Source organism: Verrucomicrobiia bacterium (genome assembly GCA_035577545.1).
GTDB lineage: Bacteria > Verrucomicrobiota > Verrucomicrobiia > Palsa-1439 > Palsa-1439 > Palsa-1439.
Genome location: DATLVI010000035.1, coordinates 1 through 25,609 on the forward strand (window position 1 = coordinate 1; position 25,609 = coordinate 25,609).

21 protein-coding genes and 1 tRNA gene are annotated in these 25,609 nt (G+C 57.7%); 8 read left to right on the forward strand and 14 right to left on the reverse strand.

Annotated elements, in window-relative coordinates; all coding sequences use genetic code 11:
• The 3 genes from VNL17_13130 to VNL17_13140 form a co-directional block, all read right to left on the reverse strand.
• Positions 1 to 1,665, reverse strand: a 1,665-nt coding sequence (locus VNL17_13130; GenBank protein HXI85023.1) for a polyribonucleotide nucleotidyltransferase, incomplete at its 3' end; no start/stop codon positions are given.
• A 119-nt stretch (positions 1,666 to 1,784) separates the two neighbouring features.
• Complete coding sequence (rpsO, locus tag VNL17_13135) at positions 1,785 to 2,048, reverse strand: 30S ribosomal protein S15 (GenBank protein HXI85024.1); 264 nt, start codon at positions 2,046 to 2,048, stop codon at positions 1,785 to 1,787.
• Between the two features lie 104 nt (positions 2,049 to 2,152).
• Entirely contained in the window at positions 2,153 to 5,413 is a 3,261-nt protein-coding gene (locus tag VNL17_13140) for a tetratricopeptide repeat protein (GenBank protein ID HXI85025.1), read from the reverse strand.
• A 419-nt stretch (positions 5,414 to 5,832) separates the two neighbouring features.
• Here VNL17_13140 and VNL17_13145 point away from each other — a divergent pair, with 419 nt between their 5' ends.
• From VNL17_13145 to VNL17_13160, 4 genes are all read left to right on the forward strand, one after another.
• The gene (locus VNL17_13145) at positions 5,833 to 6,351 is read left to right on the forward strand and encodes a response regulator (protein HXI85026.1); all 519 of its coding nucleotides are present in this window, start codon (positions 5,833 to 5,835) and stop codon (positions 6,349 to 6,351) included.
• A 565-nt stretch (positions 6,352 to 6,916) separates the two neighbouring features.
• Positions 6,917 to 6,992: transfer RNA gene (locus tag VNL17_13150), tRNA-Ala, on the forward strand.
• 111 nt (positions 6,993 to 7,103) lie between these two features.
• The gene (gene typA / locus VNL17_13155) at positions 7,104 to 8,936 is read left to right on the forward strand and encodes a translational GTPase TypA (protein HXI85027.1); all 1,833 of its coding nucleotides are present in this window, start codon (positions 7,104 to 7,106) and stop codon (positions 8,934 to 8,936) included.
• A gap of 52 nt (positions 8,937 to 8,988) precedes the next feature.
• The gene (locus tag VNL17_13160) at positions 8,989 to 11,217 is read left to right on the forward strand and encodes a glycoside hydrolase family 31 protein (GenBank protein HXI85028.1); all 2,229 of its coding nucleotides are present in this window, start codon (positions 8,989 to 8,991) and stop codon (positions 11,215 to 11,217) included.
• A gap of 5 nt (positions 11,218 to 11,222) precedes the next feature.
• Here VNL17_13160 and VNL17_13165 read toward each other — a convergent pair whose 3' ends face one another.
• From VNL17_13165 to VNL17_13200, 8 genes are all read right to left on the reverse strand, one after another.
• Complete coding sequence (locus tag VNL17_13165) at positions 11,223 to 11,774, reverse strand: DNA-3-methyladenine glycosylase (GenBank protein ID HXI85029.1); 552 nt, start codon at positions 11,772 to 11,774, stop codon at positions 11,223 to 11,225.
• 25 nt (positions 11,775 to 11,799) lie between these two features.
• Positions 11,800 to 12,390, reverse strand: coding sequence for a class I SAM-dependent methyltransferase (locus tag VNL17_13170; protein HXI85030.1), 591 nt, complete (start codon positions 12,388 to 12,390; stop codon positions 11,800 to 11,802).
• A 37-nt stretch (positions 12,391 to 12,427) separates the two neighbouring features.
• Complete coding sequence (locus VNL17_13175; GenBank protein ID HXI85031.1) at positions 12,428 to 13,030, reverse strand: YceI family protein; 603 nt, start codon at positions 13,028 to 13,030, stop codon at positions 12,428 to 12,430.
• A 108-nt stretch (positions 13,031 to 13,138) separates the two neighbouring features.
• On the reverse strand, positions 13,139 to 13,564 hold the full coding sequence (locus VNL17_13180; GenBank protein HXI85032.1) for an OsmC family protein: 426 nt from the start codon (positions 13,562 to 13,564) through the stop codon (positions 13,139 to 13,141).
• Positions 13,565 to 13,598: 34 nt separating this feature from the next.
• Positions 13,599 to 14,393, reverse strand: coding sequence for an SDR family oxidoreductase (locus tag VNL17_13185; GenBank protein ID HXI85033.1), 795 nt, complete (start codon positions 14,391 to 14,393; stop codon positions 13,599 to 13,601).
• A 24-nt stretch (positions 14,394 to 14,417) separates the two neighbouring features.
• On the reverse strand, positions 14,418 to 15,119 hold the full coding sequence (locus VNL17_13190) for an SDR family oxidoreductase (GenBank protein ID HXI85034.1): 702 nt from the start codon (positions 15,117 to 15,119) through the stop codon (positions 14,418 to 14,420).
• Positions 15,120 to 15,277: 158 nt separating this feature from the next.
• On the reverse strand, positions 15,278 to 17,245 hold the full coding sequence (locus tag VNL17_13195) for a hypothetical protein (protein HXI85035.1): 1,968 nt from the start codon (positions 17,243 to 17,245) through the stop codon (positions 15,278 to 15,280).
• Positions 17,246 to 17,365: 120 nt separating this feature from the next.
• Complete coding sequence (locus tag VNL17_13200; GenBank protein HXI85036.1) at positions 17,366 to 17,836, reverse strand: peptidylprolyl isomerase; 471 nt, start codon at positions 17,834 to 17,836, stop codon at positions 17,366 to 17,368.
• A 921-nt stretch (positions 17,837 to 18,757) separates the two neighbouring features.
• Between VNL17_13200 and VNL17_13205 the strand changes: the two genes are divergently transcribed.
• On the forward strand, positions 18,758 to 21,679 hold the full coding sequence (locus VNL17_13205) for a Calx-beta domain-containing protein (GenBank protein ID HXI85037.1): 2,922 nt from the start codon (positions 18,758 to 18,760) through the stop codon (positions 21,677 to 21,679).
• 69 nt (positions 21,680 to 21,748) lie between these two features.
• Entirely contained in the window at positions 21,749 to 22,381 is a 633-nt protein-coding gene (locus tag VNL17_13210) for an ElyC/SanA/YdcF family protein (protein ID HXI85038.1), read from the forward strand.
• Here the strand turns inward: VNL17_13210 and VNL17_13215 are convergent.
• Complete coding sequence (locus VNL17_13215) at positions 22,378 to 23,196, reverse strand: mechanosensitive ion channel family protein (GenBank protein HXI85039.1); 819 nt, start codon at positions 23,194 to 23,196, stop codon at positions 22,378 to 22,380. The two genes, VNL17_13210 and VNL17_13215, sit on opposite strands and share 4 nt — an antisense overlap.
• Before the next feature lie 110 nt (positions 23,197 to 23,306).
• Between VNL17_13215 and VNL17_13220 the strand changes: the two genes are divergently transcribed.
• Positions 23,307 to 23,648: a metalloregulator ArsR/SmtB family transcription factor gene (locus tag VNL17_13220; protein HXI85040.1), complete on the forward strand. Its 342-nt coding sequence runs from the start codon at positions 23,307 to 23,309 to the stop codon at positions 23,646 to 23,648.
• A 1-nt stretch (position 23,649) separates the two neighbouring features.
• A complete protein-coding gene (locus VNL17_13225; protein HXI85041.1) occupies positions 23,650 to 24,135 on the forward strand; it encodes an SRPBCC domain-containing protein in 486 nt (161 codons plus the stop codon).
• Between the two features lie 24 nt (positions 24,136 to 24,159).
• On the opposite strand, the gene VNL17_13230 is transcribed toward VNL17_13225, so the two are convergent.
• A complete protein-coding gene (locus VNL17_13230; protein HXI85042.1) occupies positions 24,160 to 24,525 on the reverse strand; it encodes a cupin in 366 nt (121 codons plus the stop codon).
• A 23-nt stretch (positions 24,526 to 24,548) separates the two neighbouring features.
• The gene (locus VNL17_13235) at positions 24,549 to 25,409 is read right to left on the reverse strand and encodes an alpha/beta hydrolase (GenBank protein ID HXI85043.1); all 861 of its coding nucleotides are present in this window, start codon (positions 25,407 to 25,409) and stop codon (positions 24,549 to 24,551) included.
• Between the last annotated feature and the right edge of the window lie 200 nt (positions 25,410 to 25,609).

Consider the following 25,609-nt stretch of genomic DNA (forward strand, 5'->3'; position numbering starts at 1 on the left):
GCGCGGCGCGTACTTGGAGAGTTCCGTGCGGTTGGTCTTGATCGTCTCTTCCATCTTATTGAGGATCAAGCCGCGCGCTTCGCGGGCCTGTTCAAAGGCTTGCTTCGTCAACTCCAGGGTCAGGCCGTGGAGCTTGAGGTCGGTCTGGAAACCCGTGATGCCTTTGCGGGTGCCGGCGACCTTGAAATCCATGTCGCCGAAATGATCTTCGGAACCCAGGATGTCGGTGAGCATGGCGGACTTGCCGGTCTTCTCATCCACGACGAGACCGATGGAGATGCCCGCGACGGGCGCTTTCATCGGTACGCCCGCATCGAGCAGGGAAAGAGTTGCACCGCAAACGCTCGCCATTGAGGTTGAGCCATTCGATTCCATAATCTCGGAGGTGACGCGGATGGTGTACGGGAAATCCACTTCATCGGGGATCATCGGCTCGACGGAACGCTCGGCGAGCGCGCCATGGCCGATTTCGCGGCGACCCGGGGAACCGGTGCGCCCGGTTTCACCAACGCTGAAAGGTGGGAAGTTGTAATGAAGGATGAACTTCTTTTCCGTCGGACCACCGGTCCAGGCGTCCATGTCCTGGGTGTCCGATTTCGAGCCGAGGGTGGTCATGACCAGCGCCTGCGTTTCGCCGCGTTGAAAAATGGCGGAGCCGTGTGTGCGCGGGAGGATGCCGACTTCGGTGTAGAGCGGGCGCAGGTCGCGGGAGCCGCGGCCATCAGGGCGCTTGTTGTCGTTGACGATGGAATTGCGGATGGCGTCGTTCTGAATCTTGTGGAACGACTCCTTGAGTTCGAAGGGAGTGATGTCGGGGAACTTCTTCTTGAGGCCCTCGACCAACTTCTCCTTGCAAACATGTTCGGCGGCGTGACGGGCGAGTTTGCCGGGGGTGAGAATCGCGCCGAGGATTTCACTGCCGATGATTTCGCGGGCGGCAGCCTGGATTTCCGGGCTGACCGTGTACAACTTCACCTGGCGCTTGGGCTTGCCGGCCTTTTTCACGAGTTCGTTAATACCGGCGACAATCTTCTGGGCATGGGAATGGGCGAATTCGACCGCCTTCATCATGTCCGCTTCGGAAATTTCCTGGCCAGCGCCCTCGATCATGACGAGGTCTTTTTCATTGCCGACGTAGACGAGGTCGAGATCGCTGTCCTTGCGCTGTTCATGCGTCGGATTGACGATGAGTTCACCGCCGACGCGAGCGACGCGGACCGCGGCGATGGGGCCGTGCCACGGAATATCGGAAACGGCCAACGCTGCCGACGCGCCATTGATGGCGAGCATGTCGGGATCATTCACGACATCCGCGCTGAGCAGGATGGCCATGATTTGCGTGTCGTTATAAAAGCCTTCGGGGAACAACGGGCGGCATGGACGGTCGATCATGCGGGCGGTGAGGATTTCCTTCTCGGTCGGGCGTCCTTCGCGCTTGAAGTAGCCGCCGGGGAATTTGCCTGCCGCCGCCGCTTTTTCGCGGTAATCGACGGTGAGCGGGAAGAAATCGAGTTCGTCGCGTGTGGAATTGCTGGCGACGGCGGTGACGATCAGGACGGTTTCGCCGTAGGTGACGACGGCGGCGCCGTCGGCCTGTTTGGCGAGTTTGCCGGTTTCAATGATGAGCTCTTTGTCCCCGACGGGGACGCGTACGGTATGGTGCATGCTTGGGCTTCGAACGCCCGGCAAGTGTCAGATTAATGGAATGATGTCCGCCCGCGCCTCGCGGTGTAAGCGGGCATCAATCCATCAATCCTCCAACGCCTGCCGAGCCAATCGCCTTTCTACTTTCTGAGGTTGAGTTTCTTGATAAGTTCGGAGTAGCGCTTCGTATCGGTCGAGCCCAAATAATCGAGCAACCGCCGCCGCTGTCCTACCATCTTTAGCAGACCACGTCGCGAACTGTGGTCCTTCTTGTGCATCTTCAAATGTTCTGTCAACTCGTTGATGCGCGAGGTCAACAGGGCGACCTGCACGTCCGCCGAGCCCGTGTCTTTCGGGTGAAGCTGAAATTGTTTGGTGACTTCCGACTTTTTTGCTATGGCAATCGTTTCCACTTGGTATTACGCCTTTCTCATTTGAACTCCGTCAGTTTAACGACGCCGGGGAGGAGTGTAAAGCTCGTTTTTTGGGATACGCGCCAGCGACTATTTTACTCGCGATTGGACGTCGCTTCGATATTAACGCTGGCATCAATCATTTGCGTGAGGGCCTGAATCCCTCGAGTTTGGGAAATGACCGCACTCGGTGACGGCGCGGACCCCTCCTGAGAATAGCGCTGATAGAAATCTTGATAATACTGGTAGCGTTTCTGCAGAGGAGACTGCGGATGTTGTTTCTCATGTTGTTCCAAGACGGCTTTCGCGGCGGCCAAGGGATAAACGGAGTCGTGAGGCGGCGCCTGCAATTTACCGGCAGCAACCAAGGCTTCCGCAAGGGCGCGGAGGTTGACGATTTCGGACAGATCGGGCCGCTCGTGATGAAGCTGCGGGTCGAGCCGCAGGATGTTCAAGGAGGCCGCGTCACAGTCGGCGTGGGTAAGGTAAACATGGCTGCGCAGCTCTTCGATACGTTTCCAAGCATTGATGTAATCGGGATCGAGAGCCACCGCTTTGCGATAAGAAGCGAGTGCTTCCGGATAGCGACCCTGTTCTTCGCGCAAGTAGCCCAGCAGGTAATGGATTTGCGGCTTGGTGGGTTGTTGGGTGACCAATTTAACGAAAACCTTTTCCGCTATGCCTTGGGCACGTTGGCCCTCAAAAATGCGCTCGCAACCGAAGCAGTGGCTTTCCATGCGCCCAAAACTGGTAGGCATCAGTTCGTAAGCACGACGGTAGTGCTCCTCGGCAGCATCGTTTTGCCCAAGGTCGGCCAGTCGCAGGGCGGTACGCGACTGCACGCAATAGGCGTCCGCAAAATGGGTGAGGGCATCCTCATACATCGCCACCGCGCGCTTGAGGAGACCGGCCTCGTAATAATCATCGGCCTGTTCGGACAGGCGGATGGTCTTGACGGCCTCGCGGTAGGTGGTGGCTTGGGCCTTGTCACCGCGAGCCTCAAGGATATCGGCGAGTATGGCGTAAACCCGCATGCGGTCGCCATGGGGTTCGTCGCCATCGGACGGATCAATGGCGATGGCCTGGCGGGCGGTCCGCTCGGCTTCTTCCAATTTGGCGGCACGCCGCAACAATTCCGCCTTCCAGATCAACGGCCGTTCTTCAAGTTGGTCGCGATGAAACAGTTCGTCGAGGCGGGGGATGAGGTTATCATCCCCAAGCGTAATGAGTAACTGATAAGCCGGGTCGTGGCCTCCCGACCTATCGAGGTAGGCGTCCAGGATCGCTCGGGCGTCGGCCTTATGGTCCGTGGTCGCCAGCGCAGAGGCTGCGACCACCGCCAGCGGTTCTTCATGTCGGTATGTCATCATGAGCAGTCCTGCCAGATCTTTCCGTCCCCACCAAGGAGCTTCATTCAGCAGAATCAACACATCCGCATCACGCCCCGCCTTGTGGTAGACGCCCGCCAACTCACCGAGGATCGAGCTCGCCTCGGTTGTGAATTCGCCGAACATCATCTCTCCCCGGGCGGCCTGCCGGGCTTCGTCATGCTTGACGGCATCGCGCAAGGCTGAGAGCAAAACGGCCTCGGCATCCGGGCCGCGATTGAGATCCAGCAGTGTCGCTGCGAGGCGGCTGCTATCATAGATGCTTGGGCTGTTGACCGAGCTGGTGGCGGAATGCTGGCGCAATGCCAGCAATCCCTCTTCCACCCAGTCGTCGCGCTTGAGCAGGCGACCGAGTTTGGCGAGTCTTGTCGCGGCGTCGTTCTCCGTGCCGCGCTTTAGCTCCGCGAACGCCTTCGAGAGAGTTTCGGGACTTATGCCCGGCGTACTGGCGATGCCCTGGCTCTGTAACATCTGCAACATGGCGGCAGCCTCGGATCCCTTCGATTGGGGAGGTGCTGTGAGAAGCTTGCGGAGTTCCGCGACGCCTTCGTCGACACGATCTGCGGCCAACAGAGCATTGGCAAGATGCTTGCGAATGGTAAGCCGTTGCGACGGGGTTAAGTTGGGACGGTCGGCAGCCGTGCGTGTCAGGGCTAGCATCTCCTCTGTTTCACCAACACGAGCGGCGAGATTGATGTAATTGTCCCAAAACGGCAGTTCCGGGCGGTCGGTCAGCGCTTCGTGGAGAAAATCGTAGAGCTGGCGCGTGTGGCCCGCGCGGTCCAGGGCCTCGATTGCTTCGCTTGGAAGACTGACTTCTGACTGGTAGCGAGCAGTGACTGTCAGATCGAGTTTTTTCAGCAGGGCAGCGGCATCCTTGGATTTGCCGCCGGCAATGAGGCCGAGCAGGTAGAACATCTGTGCGTTACGCCGACTTTCATCCCGCGTGTTTTGCAATATGGCATGGGAGGAGAGTTGGCGAAGACGGGCGGCAATATCGGACGAGTCGCTATTGGTCGCCACAACGGATTCCTTGGGCTCCGCGAATTTTTTCTCCAAAGCCTCGTATAAAGGCCCCGCATCCAACGAGCAGACCAGCGGCCATTGAGCGAGCTTAAGTTGGTCAATCATTTCAAGCGCCAATCGTTGAGTGAGCGCACGGGTATCGTCGCCGACGCCGATGCTCAATTGCACGGGCGCCACCAAGGCTCGACGGATCAATTTTTCCGCGCGTTCTTTTCCGACGAGCGTGACGAGGTCGGGAACTTCCAGAGTTGGCGTGTACCTTTCCGCTTCTATGTCGGAATCGGCGGACTGCAAGGCTTGCGCGGTAGCCTCGCGACTCATCTGGTCAATCTGCCTCTCGAAGCTTTTGACGAGTCGGTCCGGGTCATCGGAAGCGTTGTCGAGCGTCTCGGCGAAACTGGGGATTTGGTAGCTCAATTGCGCCAGGGAAGCATCTTTGCTTTTCGTGAGAATGGATTCAAAGGCCGTTAGGTCGTCGCGCTGGGCCTTCTGATTATTTGTCAACATGTGAACGAGAAGGCGCAGACACAACTCACGAACGGCCATGGCGCCCTTTCCCTGGGGGCGCGATTCAACCGCAGTGGCCAGCGCATTCCAAGCGTTGGGCGACGGCAGGGTGGCGACGACGGCTTGAAATTGCAGCGGCTGCATAATGACTTCGCTATCGGTGGGGTCGATCGGTTTGGAGGCCAGTACGAAGTAACGGTCGACCAACGACAACCAGTGTTCCGCAGCATCCTGGGGAGCAACGTCGGGAGATGCCGTATGGGCTGACTTGAGATCGGCAAGAAGCCTATCGCGTTCACTGGTGGGAGTATTAGTTGGCGAACCCGTGGTCTTGTTAGAAACCTCCTTGAGAACGGCGGCAGCACCCTGAAAGTCAACCGCCTTCGCTGTCACAGCAAGGATCGAAATCATGAAGCAGATGCGGATCGAGAACATGTGCCACCTCCGGAGGATAATTGTAAAGAAGCCAGCGAGCTGTTGACATAAAGAGGTCAGTCCGATTTTCATAATGAGTCGAGTGCGCGGCACGTTCGCCGCAACATCTTGTCCCGCTCCAATTGCATGCCGGTCTGGTAGATGCCCATAGCTCATGCCGACGCGTGTTGGCAAGATGAATTGTTTTGCGGGTCAGGCTGTGTACACCCCCGGTTTTGCGATGGAGCAACCGTAGGGAAAGGTGTTATCGCGGTTCCATTTACGGCGGGGTGTGCTGGCGTGATGGTCCACGTGAGGATTTCAACAGAACAACATTTGCTAACGTATTTTAGGGCAAGATGTTACGGACGTGCAGTTGGAATGCAACGTGCTGTTCTTACACTGACGACACAGCCCAACAAACATTTTGGAAGGAAAGAATGCAAACGACAGCGAATTCCAATTACACCGTTCTGGTTGTTGACGACGACGTCGCTCTTGGCGACGTGTGGCGGGATGCATTGTCAGGCGCAGGCTTCAACGTTCTCACTTCCAGCAGTGGACCGAAGGGCCTGGATACGATTCGACATGTGGGCAAAGTCGATGTGGTCCTGCTCGACTACAATATGCCGTGGCTCGATGGTTCCCAGACGTTGGAGCATTTGAAAGATCAGTTTCCACATGTCAAAACGATCGGTGTCACCGGGGTCGACGCTTCACGGATTCCAGACACCTTCCGCAAAGGGGTAGAGCAACTGTTGCTTAAGCCGATCAAGATTAGCGATCTGGTGGGCTCGATTCACTCCGTGCTCGGCGTAGCGGTCGGATCTAAAACGGCCAAACGCGGGACGACATATTGGATACGGTTCGGCTTGTGGTACGCGTTATATGTTGGCTGCTGTTATGGGATCCTCAGGTGGATCTACCAAATTGCGAACGAGACGATGCTTGCGCATTGATGTGAAGGAGCGGTCGAGTCGTTGCGATTGCTGAATCTTCAACATCGCCCTTTTCGCCACTTCTTCCGCAATTCTACCTTCAACAGCCCAATGTTTGTGCCTCCGTTAGAAAAGCTCCCAAAGCTTCCAAACCTTCCAAAGCCCACTCACGTGATTCTGGATGTCGCGGTAGGATGATCGGATGGATTGTGAATTGAGTATTATGGCAAACGGCTGGACCGCCACTGTCAAAGCTTCCGCCTACACGAAACCGTTTCGGTGGACAAGTCGGCGCGACACGCAGGGAGCCCCCTATACGTTTCTGCGAAACGAACCCATTTTTTTGGAGCACAGTTTCTGACCGAAGTGGAAGGAGGGCAGCGAGTTGGGTAGAAGAAAAGTGGATTTTTGAAATGGGTTCGTTTTGGAAAACGAACCCAAATTGAGGGGGTAAATGAGCCTCACTACGGTACACTTTCAACGATTTCGGAAGCTTTCTGCCCGCGCCAGTGCCCTGTACACGCATCATTTGACAATCGCGAGGTCGGGCGGTAGCATCCCGGGGCAGAGTCGCGAAGAAATGGTTGGGGACGTAGCTCAGCTGGTAGAGCGCCGCAATGGCATTGCGGAGGCCACGGGTTCAACTCCCGTCGTCTCCACCAACCCGCTTTTTGTCGGTTTGCGGCAGGTCTCCAAAAGCCTTGCTTTTTTTTCTAATTCCACTACATTGACGCGCCTTCTGAGGCGTAAGTGCTCTCCTCGGACGTAAAGACATGAACAGCAACATTCGGAATATCGGTATTATTGCGCACGTTGACCACGGCAAGACGACGCTGGTGGACAAGCTGTTGCGCGAGGGTGGGGTGTATCGCGCCAACCAGGCCATGGAAGAGCGCGCGATGGATTCGATGGACCTTGAGAAAGAGAAGGGCATCACCATCAGGGCCAAGAACGCCTCCGTTCATTGGGGCGGGCATACCATTAATATCGTGGACACGCCCGGCCACGCGGATTTCGGCGGGGAAGTGGAACGCATTCTCGGCATGGTGGACGGCGTGTTGCTGCTGGTGGACGCGTTTGATGGTCCCCAGGCGCAGACGCGGTTTGTATTGAAGAAGGCGTTGAGCCACGGCTTGAAGGTCATCGTGGTCATCAACAAGATCGATCGCGAACACGCCGACCCGCACAAGATGCACGACAAGGTGCTGGAGCTTTTGCTGGAGTTAAACGCCACCGAAGAACAATTCAATGCGCCGTTCATTTACGCCAGCGCCCGCGACGGGTACGCCGTACTGAAGATTGGCGATCCGATCACCAATGGCATGACGCCGTTGTTTGAAACCATTTTGAAACATATCCCGGCCCCGACAGCCGATATCAAGGCACCGTTCCAGATGCTCATCAGCAATCTCGATTGGAGCGATTACGTGGGCCGTATTGCCATTGGCAAGATCACCGGTGGTACCGTCAAGGTCGGCGATTCCATCGTGTGCATTCACAAGGACGGCAAACGCGAACGCGCCGCCGTAACGAAGGTCTGGGAATTCAGCGGCCTCAAGTCCGGCGAGATCGTCAACGGCGAGGCAGGCAATATCGTCGGCATCTCGGGTTTCGAGGAACTCGCGATCGGCGAAACGCTGTGCGATAGCGAGGAACGCGAGCCGGTGCCGTGGACCGAACTCGATCCGCCGACGATCCAAATGCAATTTGCCGTCAATGATGGCCCCCTCGCGGGCAAGGACGGAAAATTCGTCACCGCCCGCCATATTCGCGAGCGTCTCTACAAGGAGATCCGCACGAACATTTCGTTGATCGTTCGAGACACCGAGGCGGCGTACATTTTTCTGGTCAGCGCCCGTGGCGAAATGCAGATCGCGGTGCTCGTCGAGCAAATGCGCCGTGAAGGGTATGAAGTGCTCGTCTCGCGTCCCGAAGTAATTCTAAAGAAAGATTCCTCGGGCCGCACGCTCGAACCGTTCGAGACCTTGTGGGCGGAAGTGCCGGCTGAGTGTCTCGGCGACGTGATGCAAAACCTGGCCGGCCGCAAGGCGCAGATCACGAACATGCAGCACCATGCGCACGGCGTGAGCCTGGAGTGCACCATCCCGACGCGCGGTCTCATCGGTTTGGAGACAGACCTGACCAATCTCACCAATGGCCGCGGCGTGATCAGCCATATGTTCAAGAGTTACGAACCTTTCAGCGGCGAGATCACCACGCGACTCACCGGCACGCTGGTTTCAATGGAAACCGGCATCGCCACGGCCTGGGCGCTCAATAACATCCAGGAGCGTGGTCGTCTCTTCGTCGGACCGCAGGAAGAGGTTTACGCCGGTATGATCATCGGGGAGAACCCCCGTGCAGAAGACATGCCCGTCAATCCGACCAAGACCAAGCATTTGACGAACATGCGCAGCCAGGGTGACGGCAAAGGGATTCAATTGGAACCCGCGCTGAAGATGAGCCTCGAACGTGCGATCGAGTACATCGCCGCTGACGAATACGTTGAAGCCACGCCGAAGAATCTTCGTTTGCGCAAGAAGATCCTGAACGCAACGCAACGCAAACGCTCCGCGCAATCGCAGTCCGCCGAAGCGCTGGCGTAAGCAGGCGCGGTTGGCGTTGTGTGAATCGACGCGCAAACAAAGGACCAGCCAGGTGCCAAGGCCACAATTTCAAAGCGTTGGAGCCGTTCAAAAGTTCACCCGCCGCGGTAACACGCTCGATTTTCACTGCCAGCGCGGGCGCGTTAGCGTTGCCATTCTTTCCGACAGTATCGTCCGTGTGCGAGCTACTCAGGCAAACAACTTCGATCCCGACTTCTCGTACGCGGTGGCGAAGACAAAATGGCCGAAGGTGAAGGCGGCGATTCGTGGTGGCAAGGCGGTCACCATTCGCACGAAGAAACTGCTGGTGACCATCAGCAAGGCGCCGTTTCGGATCGAGTTCGCCAAGCCCGACGGCACGCCGTTGAACGGCGATGAGCGGGCCCATGGGATGGGGTGGGAGGGGACGAAGGGCCGCAGTCATCGGCAGCTCGCGGCGGACGAGATGTTCTTCGGTTGTGGCGAGAAGACCAGCCCGCTCAACAAGCGCGGATCGAAGACGACGTTCTGGAACAAGGACGATCCGGATCACACCTACCTGAACGAAGCCATTTACGTTTCGATTCCCTTTTTGATCTCCACGCGGCCGGGCGCGCATTACGGAATCTTTTGGGACAACACGCATCGGACGCATTTCAACCTCGGGCAGGTTGAGGACGAGAAGCATTACATCCTCGAATCTGACGCTGGGGAGATTGATTACTATTTTTTTGCCGGCGACTCGGTGCGCGAGGTGGTGCGGGGTTATGCAGAATTGACAGGCCGGATGTGGATGCCGCCACGCTGGGCGCTGGGCTTTCAGCAGTGCCGTTGGAGTTATATGAGCGCGGCGGAGATCATGGATGTGGCCAGGGATTTCCGTAAACGCAAGATCCCCTGCGACGTGATCTACTGCGACATCGATTACATGGACGGCTACCGGGTCTTCACGTGGAACCCCCAGACATTCCCCAAACCGCGCAAGATGATTCAGGACCTTGCCAGGATGGGCTTCAAGCTCGTCACGATCATCGATCCCGGCGTGAAGAACGACAATAAATACGCTGTGTGTCGCGACGGGCGGGAGAAGGGGATGTTCTTGAAGAAGCCGGAGGGTGGATGGTTTACGGGCAATGTCTGGCCCGGTGAATGTGTTTTCCCGGATTTTACCAATCCACGTGTGCGGCAATGGTGGGGGCCGTGGCACAAAGAGTTGTTGGACGTTGGCGTGGCGGGGATCTGGAATGACATGAACGAGCCGGCAGTGTGGAACCATCCCGGTGGCACCATGCCGCTCGATATCCCGCATGATTACGACGGCCAGCCGACTACGCACGAGCGCGCCCACAATGTGTACGGTTTCAATATGGCGCGCGCCTGTCATGAAGCCTTGCGCGGGCTGCGACCGAACCAGCGGCCGTTCCTAATTACCCGCTCGGCTTATGCCGGTATTCAGCGGTACTCGATGGTCTGGACTGGCGACAACCAAAGCTTGTGGGAGCAGTTGGCGGTCAGCATTCCCGAGTGCCTCAACCTCAGCCTTTCCGGCGTCCCGTTCTGCGGTCCCGATGTCGGCGGGTTCGGTGGCGATTGCACGGGAGAACTACTCGCGCGCTGGACGCAGGCCGGCGCGTTCTTTCCATTCTTCCGCAACCACACCGCGTTACATACCCGACGACAGGAACCGTGGGCGTTCGGCAGGAAAGTGGAGGATGTCTGCCGTCGCTACATCAGCTTGCGCTACCAGCTCTTGCCCTATTTCTATAATCTGTTCCATGAAGCGGCGGTAAACGCCGCGCCGATCATGCGCCCGTTGTTTTGGGAGTTTCCCGACGATCCACACGGCTTCGCGGTGGATGACCAATTTCTTTTGGGTGCATCATTACTTGTCGCGCCCATTATCAAGCCGGGAGCCCGTCAGCGTGCGGTCTATTTGCCGGACGGCAGCGACTGGTACGATTATTGGACGAAACAGAAACACGGCGGTGGCCAGCATGTTACTGCGCCCGCGCCATTCGACACGCTACCGCTTTTCGTGCGCGCGGGCTCGATAATACCGATGACCAAACCGATGGAATTCATCGGCCGGAAATCGATCGGTGAGATCATCCTCGATGTTTATCCCGGTAAGAAGACAGTCGGTTGTCTTTACGAAGATGATGGCGAAAGTTTTGACTACGAGCGGGGCGCGTATTCTCTGACGCATTTCTCGTGGGCGGATGGCAGGTTGAAGGTTGATAAAAACAAGACCGGCTACAAATCAGCCGCGAAGAAGTATCGGGTGCGAGTTAGCGGCGCCTGATCTGTCTATCGTCGTGAGACAAACGGGCTACCCTTGATGTAGAAACGCAGGTGTCTCTTCGCCCAATGTCTTGCATAATCCACGCCGATCCGCGGTCGTTTGACAATCGCGAAGGGGTTGGTCCTGGGTGGCGCGGCGATGTAGAAATCGTCGCTTAATAGATCGTGCCCGGTGAGACGTTTATCAATGCGTAGCGCGTTGCACAGCAAACCGGGACCCTGGGTGGGTCCTTTGACATTCTTCACCGGCTCGACCGCCCTCAATAACACGGCTGAAGCGTGGCCTTCGCGTTCGGTAACCACGTTCATGCAACAGTACATCCCATAAATCAGATAAACATACGCGTGGCCAGGAGGTCCGAACATTACTTTGGTCCGCGGGGTCAGCCCACGGGCAGAGTGCGCCGCCAGATCATGCGGTCCAAGATAGGCCTCAACCTCGACGATCTTGCCGATGCGCTCCATGTGGCGAGATTTATGGATGAGATATTTCCCAAGCAATTCCTTCGCAACCACAATCGTGTCCCGGTCGTAAAAGGAGCGCGGCAACTTTCGCATTGCGGCACGGCAGAGAGCGGTCATCCTATTTCCGCCGCATCAAGATCGACCAGCCAAGTGGGCGGAAATCGCTCTCGTTGGTGGCGAAGCGGAACTCTCGCAATTCGAGGATGTCAAACAGCGGCCCGAGTTCAGAGCGGATGTCCTGTTCGCTGACCACCGGAGGACCCGGGTCTGATTCCTCCTTGGCATTTCCGGCAAGGCTTAGAAACCAACTACCGTTGTGCGTTGCCTGCTTTAGGAATTCCTGAAATGCCTTCAGGTCTTCCGTCCGCAGGCAGTGATACACGCCCCGGTCAAAAAGAATGTCATACGGCCCACCGAGATTGTCCCGCAAGACGTCTGCTACGCGAAAGTCCACGTCCACGCCGGCCTTGCGCGCTTTATCGCGCGCAGTCTGAATGGCTTGGTCGACGATGTCCACTGCCGTGACATGGAATCCGCGTCGGGCCAGTTCGATGGCGTTCGTCCCCGTGCCGCAACCAATCTCCAGAACTGAACGTCCCGACAGCTTTCCGTCATGCAAGACGCGGAGCAATTCCTCGCTTGGCGCTCCCGAATCCCATGGCGTCTTCCCGCTCGCGTATCTTTCAGCGAAATCAGGTTTCTCGTGCATGTTGGTTCCCGCAAAAAGCAGCCAGCGAACACCCGGGTCACTTCTTCTCAGCCTGCTTCACAAACTCGGCGTTGATTTGGATCGTGACATCCTCGCCGACCATGACTCCACCGGCTTCAATGACTTTATTCCATGTCAGGCCATAGTCCTTGCGATTGAGCTTCCCAGTCACTTCGAAGCCCATGATGGTGCCGCCCATCGGGCCCTTGACCGGACCTTTGAGCGTGAAGGGGAGGGAAACATCCTTCGTCACGCCGTGCATCGTAAACTTGCCAACCAGGACCTGGCCATTGCCATCCTTCTTGACCTCCGTACTCTCGAAGGTGATCGTCGGGAACTTTTCGGCGTCAAAGAAATCAGGGCTGCGCAAATGGTTGTCGCGCTTCTCGATGTCGGTGTCGATGCTCTTGGCCTGGATCGTCCCGCTGGCTGCCTTCAGCACGTTGCTGTTATCCGGGTCGACCGTGATTGTGCCCTCAAACTGGCGAAAGCGTCCGTGCACGGTGTTGACGACCATGTGGTCAATGGAGAAGTTGATGGAACTATGCATGGGATCGGCCTTGTACGTATCCAACGCCAGCGTAGTTGATGCGACCAAGGCGCTGACGGCCCAGCTGACGACGATGCGGGTAATTCTCATGGTGATTATCTCTCCTTAGGTTGTGTGTTCCGGTCAATTTAGGCGACTGCGATCCCAGCAGCCAGTCGCGCGGGCAGCGTGGCATGAATTTTATTTCAAATCAATCGCTTACTGTTCCAGTTTTGCGTCCATGGTGATGGTGGCATTCAGTACGCGTGAAATCGGGCAGCCCGCCTTGGCGTTGCCGGCCGCTGTTGCGAATGACGCCGCCGTTGCGCCGGGAACTTTCGCCGTAACGTCGAGGTGCACCGCTGTGAGCGTCCAACCGGCTTCAAGTTTTTCCATGGTTACGGTAGCCGTCGTGGCGATCCGTTCCGCTTTCAGGTTCGCGCCACCCAGTTGCCCGGATAGCGCCATCGAGAAACAACCCGCATGCGCCGCGGCGATAAGTTCCTCGGGATTGGTCCCGATGCCGTTCTCGAACCGGGTGCTGAAGGAGTACTGCGCATCCTTCAATACTCCACTGTCGGTCGAGATCGTGCCCTTGCCATCCTTCAACGCGCCTTGCCACACCGCTGATGCTTTTCGTTTCATAGTATCGTCTCTCCGTAATAAAGGTGATGCTGTTTTATAAGATCGCTTTCACGACACCGCCCTCGGCCCGCACCGCCGCGCCATTGATGGCGATAGCCTCGGGAGAACAGACAAAGACGACGACATTGGCTACTTCAGCGGGATCAAGGAACCGCTTGAGCAGGGATGACGGGCGGACATTCTTGAAAAACTCCTTCTCGAAATCCGCCGGTGTCATGCGTTGCTGTTTCGCGAGTTCGGCCACAAAGGTGGTTACACCCTCCGAGGCCGTTGGGCCGGCCAGCACGCTATTGACTGTCACTCTGGTTCCCGCGCACCCTTCCGCGATGCCGCGCGCGACGGCAATCTGTGCCGTCTTGGTCATGCCGTAATGAACCATCTCCGCGGGAGTCAGGACGGCGCTCTCGCTCGAAATGAAGACGATGCGGCCCCAATCACGCTGTTTCATACCGGACAGATATGCGCGGCTCAGCCTCACACCGGACATGACATTCACTTCAAACATGCGCAACCAATCCGCGTCCGGAATCTCGGCAAAAGCCTTGGGCTCGAAGATGCCCAGATTATTCACGAGAATGTCCACCGATGGGAGGCGGCTTGCCAGACGCTCGCAACCAGCAGCCGTTCCCAAATCTTCGGCGATTCCTTCAATAATCGCGTCCGGAATCTCGCGTCGAATTGTCGCGAGCGCCGCATCGACACGCGCCTGAGTCCGCCCATTGACAAATACCCGCGCTCCTTCCCGAGCGAGTCCCAGAGCGATGGCATAACCGATACCGGCTGTTGAGCCAGACACAAGCGCTGTTTTTCCGTTGAGTTTCAGGTTCATGTTCTTTCGCTGCCGATTGGATAACTACCAGGGAATTACGTTTCTGTCCCGCAGGAACTGGCCCGTCAGGTCACGCGGCGCCTCCGTGGCGAGCCACGTTACTGTGTCGGCGCCTTGTTGGACCGTGCGCGGGGCATTCGCGCCGCCCATATCGGTCTTGACCCAGCCCGGACAAACAGAGTTTACGGTAACGCCTTTGTCTCGGAGAGCGGCCGCAAACTGGCGGGTGACCGCGTTGAGTGATGTTTTGGAAATGCTGTACGCGGGATGCATGTCAGCCATATCGGTTAACTGCCCAAGCCCGCTGGACACATTGACCACGGTCGCACCGGAGCTTTTCGTGAGCAACGGAAGAAATGCCTGCGTCATGTGCAAAGGACCAAGGGTATTTGTCTTTAACGTACGGAGCAATAGTTCATCCGGTACTTCTGTGATATTGCCTTTGTCCTCCATGATGGCCGCATTGTTGATGAGAGCATCGAGGTGGTCGAACTGCGCGGCTACCGCCTTTGCTGCCTGTTGAATACTCGCTCGGTCACTCACATCAATCTCGACGAACTCCGCCGATGCCCGGCCTTTTTGGAGGGAGGCGACCGCCTGTTTGCCCGCCTCAGCTTTGCGCGCTCCCACGAGGACGTGGTAGCCCTTTTCACCAAGCTGCCGGGCAATCTCGTAGCCGATCCCCTTGTTAGCGCCCGTTACCAGGGCAATTCTTTTTTTCGCCATATCCTAATTCCTCCCAAGGCTGTTTCAAGAGAATCAGCCGTGGGCTTACGATGCTGCCGATGGAGTTTCGATTCGTATTTGTAGCATTGGTCAGAAAAAGAAGGAAGCCTGACCCCGACGAAACGAGGACAGGCTTCCTGACGGACTGTAATGAGCGGCTATTGGCTGTTCTTGCTTTGGTTCTGATCGTGGCGGCGTAACTGGCCTTTCAATTCAGAATTCTGCTCCGCGTACGTGTCGAGCAGGTTGCGCAAATACGAATTCTCATTGCGCAACTGTTTCATAACACGAACATCCGGGGCGACGGCCGGGGCTTCGGCTTCCGCTTTCTTCTCTGAAGCGAGCTTCGCGTTGAGATCCTTATTTTGCCTCTCGAGGTCGGCAACCTGCACGCTGGCCTTCTTGCCCTTGTCCGCTTCGGCACGAGCGACGTCGAGTTGTCCCTGCAGCTTCTTCAACTCCGCCGAGTTGTCGACAGGCACCGGTTTCGCGGCGGCCGCAGCCGCGTTCTTATCGGCGGCAGCAAGCTTTGCACTCAGGTCCTTGTTCTGCTTCTGCAAGTCAGAAACCTGGCTGGCGGATTTGTTTGCCTGGTCGAGTTGCTTGTGCGTGTCTGCGAGTTGGGCCCGCAGGGTCTTCACTTCGCTGCTATCAGCCACGGGCACAGGCGTAACTCCCGGCTTTGCTGCGACCTGCTTCTTCAAGTCGGCCACTTCAGCGCGCGACCTGTCCAGTTCGTCGCGCAGACTCTTGGCCTGTGCGGAATCTGCGGACGCGATATTCGTCTTCTTCTCAGCCGCTGCCAGTTTCGCGCTTAGATCTTTGTTCTGTTTCTGCAGATCCGATAGTTGGGCAGCGTTCTTCTTCTCCAGGTCAGTGCTGGACTTGCGCGCCTTGTCCGCGTCAGCACGAGCATTGTCGGCATCCGCTCGCAGTTTTTTCACTTCAGCGGGATCAGCTGTGGGTGTTGCCGCCTTCTTCTGGGCGGTCGCAAGCTGCGCGCTGAGATCCTTGTTTTGCTTTTCGAGGTCGGCAGCCTGAGCGCTGGCTTTCTTGCCCTTGTCCGCTTCAGCGCGAGCGGCATCGAGTTGTCCCTGCAGCTTCTTTAATTCCGCCGAATTGTCCACCGGCACCGGTTTCCCGGCGGCAGCGGTTGCCTTCTTATCGGCAGCGGCGAGCTTCGCGCTCAAGTCTTTATTTTGTTTCTCGAGATCGGGGACCTGGGCGGCCGATTTCTTCGCGGCATCAGCATCCGCGTGCGCTTTGCTCAATTCGGCGCGGAGCTTCTTCATTTCCGCGGAATCAGCCGGGGGGGCGGCTACGGGTGGGCTGGCAATAACTGTCGAAGACCCTGACGCCGGCGTGGCCGCTGCCTTTTTCAAACGGTCGATTTCGGCGCGCGCATCGGCGAGTTCGGCGCGCGCATCGGCGAGTTCGGCGCGCAGTTTCTTCGCTTCACCAAAATCGACGGGTGCAGGTGCCGGAGCGGGAGGGGCAGGCTTGACCGCAGCCGCTTTTTTCTCAGCGGCGGCCAGTTGGGTCTTGAGATCCTTGTTTTCCTTGGCGAGCGCATCGAGCTTGGAACTGGACTTGGCGGCGCGCTTTGCATCGGTGAGATCGGATTGAAGCTGGTGGTTCTCCGCTTCGAGCTTGTCAATTTGTGCCTTGAGCTTTGCCGATTGTTTGGCGGTGGCTGCTTTTACTTCTGGAGCCGGTGGCGGGGTGGAAGGCGTGGCCACGGGTGCTGGTGGCGCCGTTGGCACTTCAACCGCCGGTGTGACCACCGATGGAGCAGGCGCCTGTGGGGCGGGTGCGGGAGGTGGCTCCGGCATTTTCGCCTTCACCGCGTCGAAACGAGATTGGCAGTCCTTCAGACGGTACTCGACCATTTGAGCATTCCAGTCGGGCGCCTCGGTCCGAATGCCATGTAAGATGTCCACTGCGGCCTGGTATTTGTGGTATGCGGTCGCGAGATCTGATTTCTCCTCGGCGGTTTGACCCTGCTCAATGAGAACAAAGGCGTCCGCATATCGGGAACCCTCGTCAGCAGCCCAAGTGGATCGGGCAGGTACCACGGACAATAGGCACAGAACTATCGCGAACAGAACTACTAAACGTTTCTTCATCAGGAAGCCTCCTTGCACAAGGATATAACGAAACGGGGCTTGTAATGCAACCATTTCGTTGCGCAGTGACAGAAAGGGGTGCGGCCGATATTCCAGCAAGCCGGGTAGGCCAGGTATAGGTTAGTGGTGGTGTCCGCCCGCACCGTGGGCGTGGCCGTGGGACAACTCTTCCTTTGTCGCCTCGCGGACTTCCGTGATTTCGACATCAAAGGCCAGGTCCATGCCCGCCAGCGGGTGATTGCCGTCGAGAGTCACATGGGTCTCCGTTACTTTCAGCGCGGTGACCACGGGTGAGTGTGAATCCTGTCCGGCACGGAAGCGGTCGCCCGCTTTGATGCCGCGGGTGGGCATTTGATCCAACGGCACTTCGACGATATTCTCCGGGTCCTTTTCGCCGTAGGCATCCTTGGCTTTAACTTTGACGTGCTTTTTGTCGCCGACCTTCATGCCGCTCAACGCCGTTTCGAGACCAGGAATGATCTGCCCGACGCCTTCGAGAAACGTCAACGGCTCGCCGTCGGCGGAAGAGTCGAGAGTCTTGCCGTCGGGATCCGTTAGCGTGTAGTGGAATGAAATGATCTTTTGGCTCACGTTGGTTGACCTTTCAATAATTTGTTCGGGCCGCACCCTACGATGGTTTGAGCGATTTGTCGAAGAAGAAAGCGAGAACGCTGGCGGGGGAATTGGCGTGGATACGGTTTCCCGACACCATCCGATTCTTCAAGTTTGTGCGGAAATATGGGAAGGCGTGATGGCGGGTTGGTTCAGCGCGTCAAGCTTCTCGCAGAACGACCGGACCACGACAGAGATCCTTCGACTTCGCTCAGGATGACAGGCCGGGGAATTGGGTGAAGGAGAAACGATGGCACGCGGGCCGCGCCCTACAAGTCGAACCGGCAGGCCGAAACACGCCGAGCCTTCTTCGCCAAGGCTACGAAGCCCAAACGCCGCGGCGGGCCTACAACGCAAGCTGTGACATGGGCGGAATCGACTATTAGTAATGGATATTTCTTCTGGACATCGATTACCGATAATAGTATAGTGCCGCATGTTCTCTAACCGGAAGAAGCGATTGAGTGGCGGGGCAAGTGTTTCCATGGTGCGGAGGGCAAATGAACGCACGGGAACGGCGCGAAACCCTGCGGGCTTCGCGCCCTACAAGTCGGACCGGAACGGCGGCAACCGGGCCGGTCGCCCTACAAGTTGGACCGGAAAGACGACGCGCGGGCCGCGCGCCCCCAAAATCGTCGGAATACCATGAGGCGCGAAAAACATGCTTTCTGCGAAACGAACCCAAATGCGATTTGTGAAAAAAATGGGATAAGTGATTGATGTGGAAGAGTATGGAAACATTACAGAAAAATGACAAATGGGTTGGTTTTTTTCGCGAAAGGAGAAAGTCGGAACCGCGCCTACGGGGAGAGGGACGGCGGTCCGACCTCCTTGAGTTTCCTGCTTTGCGGGGTTATCCTAAACCCTCCGGTTGATCGTACTGGGTGAGCTTTTGATGCCATGAAGCATTCCTTAAGGAATATCTCTTTCTTTCTCACGGCGCTGTTGCATATGTGCTTCTCAAGCCTCTGTCTTGCCACTCCCCCGATCTCGACGAATGCGATTCTCTTTGTCACGCAGGTGCCGATGCCGACGGAGATCAACGCGCGGGAGATCACGCAGAGCGTTGTAAATGTCTCGTCATCGTTCGGGAACCAGCTCGGTGATACCGCGTCCTGCGGGCGCGGGGGAGCGCTTTGGATTTGGTACCCCGATGGTTCCGTAACGAACCTCACCTTGCTCGCAGGTTACGGAACCGCGAACACGTTTCAGGGGACGACAAGCATCGCCGCTCGCGAGCCAAGCGTGCATTGGGGCGGGACCAAGGCGCTCTTCAGCATGGTTGTCGGTGCGCCGACCAACCAGGCCGACCTCACCAGATTCTACTGGCAGATTTATGAGATCTCGAACTTCGCCGTGAAAGGCCAGACGCCGATTATCACCTACGTGCCGCGTCAGCCCACGAACTACAACAATGTCAGCCCCACCTACGGCACGGATGGGCGCATCATCTTTGCCAGCGACCGGCCGCGCGATGGTTCGGCGTACCTGTATCCGCAGCGCGAAGAGTATTTGCAATTGCCGACTGTGTCGGGCCTGTGGAGTCTCGATCCGAATGCGGGCGATCTGTTTCTGGTAGAGCACTCCCCGTCGGGTTCCTTCAAGCCGTTCGTGGACAGCGTGGGTCGCGTGATCTTCACGCGCTGGGACCATCTCGCGCGCGACGTGGAGGCGGTGACCGACCGTCAGGGGACAAGCACCAACCATGTTTTCAATTATTCCGACGAATCGGCTGGCGCGTTGGTAACGACGAACACGACCGAAGTGTTTCCCGAGCCGCGTCCCTCCGACACTGCCGCGCTCGCGGGCACCAACATGCGCGGGAACGCTTTTAACCAGTTCTTTCCGTGGGCGACCGACGAAGACGGCACGGGCGAGGAGGTCGTCAACCACATCGGGAGGCACGAGCTACTGCAAAACGTGCCCAGTTCCACTTTCACCAACGATCCGAATATCGTTACGCTCGATCATACGCAACGCTTCAACACCAATTATGTTGGTGGCTTCTTTCCCTCGCGAGAAGATCCCGGCACGACCGGACTGCTCTATGGCGTGGACGCCGCCGACATCGGCACGCATGCCGCGGGGCAAATCGTGACCTTGACCGCCAACATCAATACGAATCCCGATTTCATGGTCATCAATTACGTCACGGCAAAACTACCGCAGGTTCCACCGTTTACCGGCGGCCTCTACCGCAATCCACTGCCGATGAGCAACGGCGTGCTGGTCGCCATCCATGCCGCGAATGCCACCAACGTGGACTCAAACGTCGGCACGCCCACCGCGCCGAAATCAATGTACGATTTTCGTTTGAAGACCCTTAAACAGACCGGAAATGTTTTCGTGCCTGATAAAATTCTCACGCCGGGTTTTACCAATACGTTCAGCTACTATGTCGGCTCCAATCTGGTCACCAGCAGCGGCGCGCTCTGGGAACTGGATCCTGTCGAAGTCGCTTCGCGTCCCATCCCGCCGAAGCGCGTTGCAAGCGTGCAGACCGTTGAAGGGCAGGTCTTCACGGAGGAGGGTGTCGATCTGCCCACGTTCCAGAATTATCTGCGCACAAACAATCTGGCGCTCGTCGTCAGCCGCAACGCAACTGCCCGCGACCACGCCGATCGTCAGCAGCCGTTCAACCTCAAGGTTGGCTGGCCCGGCGGCACCCAAACGCTCGGCACCAACGGCACGATCTACACGATTGGTTTCCTGCAACTGATGCAAGCCGATTTGTTGCGTGGTTTCATGCCAGATGGTGTGACTCCCGCGCCGGGTCGGCGCGTGCTGAGCCAGCCGCTGCATGATGCCTTCGCGTTGAATCCTCCGCCCACGAACATTGCGCCGGCCGGTGCTGTTCAACTGGCCACGGACGGTTCGTTCGCGGTGATCGTTCCCGCGCGTCGCGCGTTAAGCTGGCAACTGACCGACACGAACGCCGCGCCGATTGTCCGTGAACGCTACTGGATCACGTTCCAGCCCGGCGAAGTCCGCACCTGCGCCAATTGCCATGGCATCAATCAGCACGATCAGACGGGTATTCAGGGTCCTCCGACCAACGAGCCGCTGGCTTTGCGTACGCTGTTGCGCTTCTGGCTGGCCAGCAATCCCGTTGGTACGGCGCAATTCAGCGGCGCGAACTATTCAGTTTCCGAAACTGCCGGTGGTCTCACAATCCCGGTCAATCGCATCGGTGGCAGCGTCGGCCCGCTTACCGTAACCTTCAATACAGCCAATGGCACGGCGCTGGCAGGCACTGACTATGTCGCCACAAACGGTGTACTCACATGGCTGGACGGCGACGCGACGGGCAAATCGCTGACGGTTCCGATTCTCAACGATGGCCTGGGGGAGAGCAACGAGACCTTTACGATCACGTTGACTGGCGGCACCGTAACCAACACGGCATCCGTCACGATCCTCAAACAACCCATCCAGGTCTGGCGCGTGACGAACTTCGGCACGAACGCCAACAACGTGGCGATCGCTGGCGACCTGGCCGACCCCGACAGCGATGGGGTGACGAATTTGCTCGAGTACGCGCTCGGTCTAAACCCGAACGCTGCCAATCTGAGCGGCCTGCCCGCGGTCGGCCAAACCAACGGCTTTCTCACGTTGACCTATATGCGCGTCAACAGCGCGACCGACATCAGCTATCTGCCCGAAGTCAGCGGCGACCTTGTCAATTGGAATGGCGGACCGTCTTTCGTCAGCCAATCGGTGCTGGCTAGCAATTCCGTTTTCCAAACCATCCAGGCCCGTGACCTCGTGCCATCGGGTACGGCAACCCGCCGTTTCATTCGGTTACATATCACCCATCCATAGGGTAGCAGATCTCGCGCTTGCCCAAAGGAAGCTGTGTGGTAGCATGCCCAACCGATGAGCCACCCCGTGATGAGACAGCGCCGCCCATTCAAGAAAATCGCTGTCACGACGCTGATGATCGGTTGGATGATCTTCCTGGTACTGGTGTTTGGCTGCAATATCTGGATCATCGCGTCGACGAAATCGCAGGTGTTTTACGACGTCAGTTCTGTTCCGGTTAACGATGTCGGGTTGGTGTTGGGGACGGGGAAGCTAATCGAGAAGGGCCGGGTGAACCAGCATTTTGTGCGGCGCATTGACGCTGCCGCGGCGCTCTATCGCGAGGGCAAAGTGAAGCGGCTGATCCTCAGCGGTGACAAGGGGTATGACGAACCGATGGAGATGAAGCGGGCGTTGCTGCAACGGGGCGTCCCCGAGTCGGCCCTGGTTCTCGACAACTACGGATCGCGCACGCTCGATTCGGTGGTGCGAGCGCGCGACGTGTTTAAGTGCGTCAGGCTCACGATCATTTCCGAGCGCTTCCACGATTTTCGCGCGTTGTTTCTCAGTCGCTACTTCGGAATCGACGCGGTGGCGTATGCGCCGGGCGATTTATCGGCGCGCTGGATGGTCCGTCCGACGGCGCGCGAGTACCTGGCCCGGGTCAAGGCAGTGCTGGATCTGTACGTGTTGAATACCAAACCCGCTGTGGCAGCGAGTTAGGCCGTGGCTTTTCCCAGCAAGCGCACTTCGCGTTGCGGGAAGGGGATCTCAATGCCCCTCGTTCGGAACTGGTCGATAATGGCCTGGTAGATTTCCAATTGCGCCGGACCATAATCCGGCACCGCCACCCACGGTAGGATGCCAATCGTGATTGCGGAATCCGCCAGCGCTTCGATGCCGACCACCGGCTTGGGGTCTTTCAGCACACGCGGGTTGGCGCTGAGGATTTCGCGCACGATGCTCAAGGCCTGGGTGACGTTGGCGTTGTAGGCGATGCCGACGCTGAGGCTGAGTTGGCGCGTGGCACCGTAGTTGTGCAAGATTTCACCGACGATTTTCCGGTTGGGAATCACGACGCGCGACCGGTCGCCGTGGAGCAACGTTGTGGAGAAAAGTTCGATGTTGGTGACCTCGCCACTGACGTGCAGCAGTTCAATGTATTCGCCGACGCGGAATGGTTTTGTGAAAATGATGGTCAAGCCGGCGAAGATGTTGCCGAGCACACCCTGGGCCGCCAAACCGATACCGACACCGGCCACGCCAATTCCCGCCACCATGGGCGTAATGGGTACGCCAAACTTGTCCAACGCCAGGACCACGGCGAACCCGAAGACGATGAGGCGCACGACGCGGACCATGAGAACGCGAATTGGCGGTTCGAGGTGGTGTTTGATTAATGTCCTGTCGGTGAGACCGGCCAGCCAGCGGGCGATCAGGCCGCCGGCAATGAGGATAATGACCGCGCCGACCATCTGAAACCCGTAGGTGATGAAAAAGTTAACGATGGTGTTTTGCCACTGTTCCACGGGAGGCATGGCGCTTTTATCAGCGAGCGGGCTGAAGTTGTCAATTCTCAACTGGGTGGCTGGATGAAAGGGATGTTACCACTTGACAGAAAAACGGGCCGGTGGTAATACTTAACCATATGGTTAAGTATAGGACTGATTCCCTGGACGCAACATTCGCCGCGCTGGCTGACCCGACGCGGCGCGCGATCCTGGCCCGGCTGAGCCGTGGTGAATCCACGGTCATGGAATTGGCCGAGCCGTTTGACATGTCGTTGCCCGCCATTTCGAAGCATTTGCGGGTATTGGAACACGCCGGCCTGTTGGAGCGCCACAAGCGCGGCCGCGTGCGGCATTGCCGCGTGGATCCGCGCCGCATGAAAGAGGCGGGCGCCTGGATCGCGCGGTACCAGCGGTTCTGGGAAGGCCAGTTCGATGCTTTGGCGAAATACCTGAACGAATCCAAAGGAAAGGAAGACTAAGATGACCCCGACCAAAACGATCACCGCAACGGAAAAACTTCGCATATCACGAACATTCGACGCGCCCCGTGAACGCGTTTACCGCGCGTGGACGGACCCCGAACAGATGAAACGCTGGTTTGTCCCAGCCGACGGATTTGCAACCCACGCAGTGGAGTTGGATGTGCGTGTCGGCGGAAAGTACCGCATCGAGATAAAACCTCCCGAAGGAAAACTGCATGTCGCCGTCGGCACCTACCGCGAGATCAAGCCGCCCGAAAAGCTGGTGTTCACGTGGAAAACGGAAGGAAGCTCCTGTGCGGGCGAAGATAGCTCCGGCAATTCGACGGAAACACTCGTCACGATCGAATTCCATGCGCGGGGCAATGCCACCGAAGTCGTGTTGACGCACGAGAATTTCCCCGACGCGGAATCCCGCGACCGCCACAATCATGGCTGGAACGGCTGCCTCAGCCACCTCGGGGAATTTGTTACTGCGAAATCCTAAGTCGGCGCGTGGAGACCTGTTCGCTCAGGTCTCGTCGCGGTGGACGGTGTCGGGAGAGAAAGCGGGCAGGCAAACCGCGATGTACTCGGCACCGTCCGCTGACGGGGTGCTGTACTGGACCCATTCGCCCTTGCGCGTGATGACGGCCTGTCCGGCACGGACTTCGAGTGCGCCACCTTTGTGTTTCACCTGCAGCACGCCCTTCAGTACGTAGGTGTACTCGTCGAATTGCGGCGTTTGCCCCGGTTCCACCCAACCCGACGGACTCCGCATATGGGCGATGCTGACAGCGTCAGTCTTCGAATTCACGCGTCCGATGAATTCGTCTATGAGCTTCGGTTTGTTGCCCGCCGCAGTGATGCGCGTAGGTTTTTCAATGAATGTTGGCATGCCGGCATTTTACAACATGCCCATCATGCCGTCACCTGTAGTTCGCCGGTTGTAGCCAGTGGATCGCCTGCCGCAGCCAACGTTGCTTCGTGATTCTGCAGGAATCCCAGGACCGCGTCTTGAAACTCCTGCTTGTGCAATTCATACGCCGAATGGCCGCCGCCAACAATGAACCGCAGGGTGGCTTCCGGTACGCGGCGCGCCGTCTCGCGCAACAGCGACGGTGGGAAAAAGATGTCCTCGGTGCCGCCGATCACCAGGGTCGGCGCCTGAATTCGGGCCAATGGTTCCCAGCCGTCATGGGCAAGGCAGGCTTCCAGGGAAACAAGAAAATCTGCGGGATTGCGCGGAGGCGTTTGTATCAATGAAACCAGGAACCGTTTGAAAGTGTGGCGGTATTCCTCCACTGTGACCCTGCAAATGTCCTGGTAAAACTCCCGCCAATGTCCTTGCCGCGCCAAGGTCAACCAGCGCTTCGGGGTTTTCCGTCCCTCTTCGCTGACGCGGTGCGCGGCGCAGGCGATCACCAGCCGTTTCACATGGTCCGGATAATCCGCGGCGAAATGCTGGGCCACGTAACCTCCCAGAGAAATCCCCAAAACGTCGGCCGAGCCAATCTCGCCTTCAAATGCCCGCGCGTAATCGTCCGCCATGTCTCGTGTAGTGTAACCACGCGGCAGTCCGCGCTTCCTGCTGATGATGTAGACAGTGAATGCATCCGCGAGACGTCGATGACGGGAGGAGAAATCCCATTTCCGACTTGTCACGTCCCATGCCGCATCAGCCAGTCCTGGAAAAACAACCACCGTCTGCGGCCCGTTCCCCAATCGCACATAGGAAAGGTCTCCCGACAACAACCCTTTTTCCACCGCCATCGCATTCATAACAACCTCCTGCCCGCATAATACGTCCGGCCCTGCAACGCATCAATTGGGCAGCGTACCTAATTCCACCTAGGAAGGTTCAGGAGGGAAACTTCACGCTTCGGGATCGTCGTATAATCCCGTTGCGCCTGTTGGTCGAGAGTTGCTGTGGGCGACCCGCGTAGCTACGAGCCACGCGATCAAATCGGAGTCGGTAACTT

What these genes read in the sequence shown, in the direction of transcription:
- VNL17_13140 (HXI85025.1), bottom strand. Translation starts at nt 5,413, where the DNA reads ATGTTCTCGATCCGCATCTGCTTCATGATTTCGATCCTTGCTGTGACA.
- VNL17_13145 (HXI85026.1), top strand. Translation starts at nt 5,833, where the DNA reads ATGCAAACGACAGCGAATTCCAATTACACCGTTCTGGTTGTTGACGAC.
- typA (HXI85027.1), top strand. Translation starts at nt 7,104, where the DNA reads ATGAACAGCAACATTCGGAATATCGGTATTATTGCGCACGTTGACCAC.
- VNL17_13165 (HXI85029.1), bottom strand. Translation starts at nt 11,774, where the DNA reads ATGCGAAAGTTGCCGCGCTCCTTTTACGACCGGGACACGATTGTGGTT.
- VNL17_13170 (HXI85030.1), bottom strand. Translation starts at nt 12,390, where the DNA reads ATGCACGAGAAACCTGATTTCGCTGAAAGATACGCGAGCGGGAAGACG.
- VNL17_13175 (HXI85031.1), bottom strand. Translation starts at nt 13,030, where the DNA reads ATGAGAATTACCCGCATCGTCGTCAGCTGGGCCGTCAGCGCCTTGGTC.
- VNL17_13180 (HXI85032.1), bottom strand. Translation starts at nt 13,564, where the DNA reads ATGAAACGAAAAGCATCAGCGGTGTGGCAAGGCGCGTTGAAGGATGGC.
- VNL17_13185 (HXI85033.1), bottom strand. Translation starts at nt 14,393, where the DNA reads ATGAACCTGAAACTCAACGGAAAAACAGCGCTTGTGTCTGGCTCAACA.
- VNL17_13190 (HXI85034.1), bottom strand. Translation starts at nt 15,119, where the DNA reads ATGGCGAAAAAAAGAATTGCCCTGGTAACGGGCGCTAACAAGGGGATC.
- VNL17_13195 (HXI85035.1), bottom strand. Translation starts at nt 17,245, where the DNA reads ATGAAGAAACGTTTAGTAGTTCTGTTCGCGATAGTTCTGTGCCTATTG.
- VNL17_13205 (HXI85037.1), top strand. Translation starts at nt 18,758, where the DNA reads ATGAAGCATTCCTTAAGGAATATCTCTTTCTTTCTCACGGCGCTGTTG.
- VNL17_13210 (HXI85038.1), top strand. Translation starts at nt 21,749, where the DNA reads ATGAGACAGCGCCGCCCATTCAAGAAAATCGCTGTCACGACGCTGATG.
- VNL17_13215 (HXI85039.1), bottom strand. Translation starts at nt 23,196, where the DNA reads ATGCCTCCCGTGGAACAGTGGCAAAACACCATCGTTAACTTTTTCATC.
- VNL17_13220 (HXI85040.1), top strand. Translation starts at nt 23,307, where the DNA reads ATGGTTAAGTATAGGACTGATTCCCTGGACGCAACATTCGCCGCGCTG.
- VNL17_13225 (HXI85041.1), top strand. Translation starts at nt 23,650, where the DNA reads ATGACCCCGACCAAAACGATCACCGCAACGGAAAAACTTCGCATATCA.
- VNL17_13230 (HXI85042.1), bottom strand. Translation starts at nt 24,525, where the DNA reads ATGCCAACATTCATTGAAAAACCTACGCGCATCACTGCGGCGGGCAAC.
- VNL17_13235 (HXI85043.1), bottom strand. Translation starts at nt 25,409, where the DNA reads ATGAATGCGATGGCGGTGGAAAAAGGGTTGTTGTCGGGAGACCTTTCC.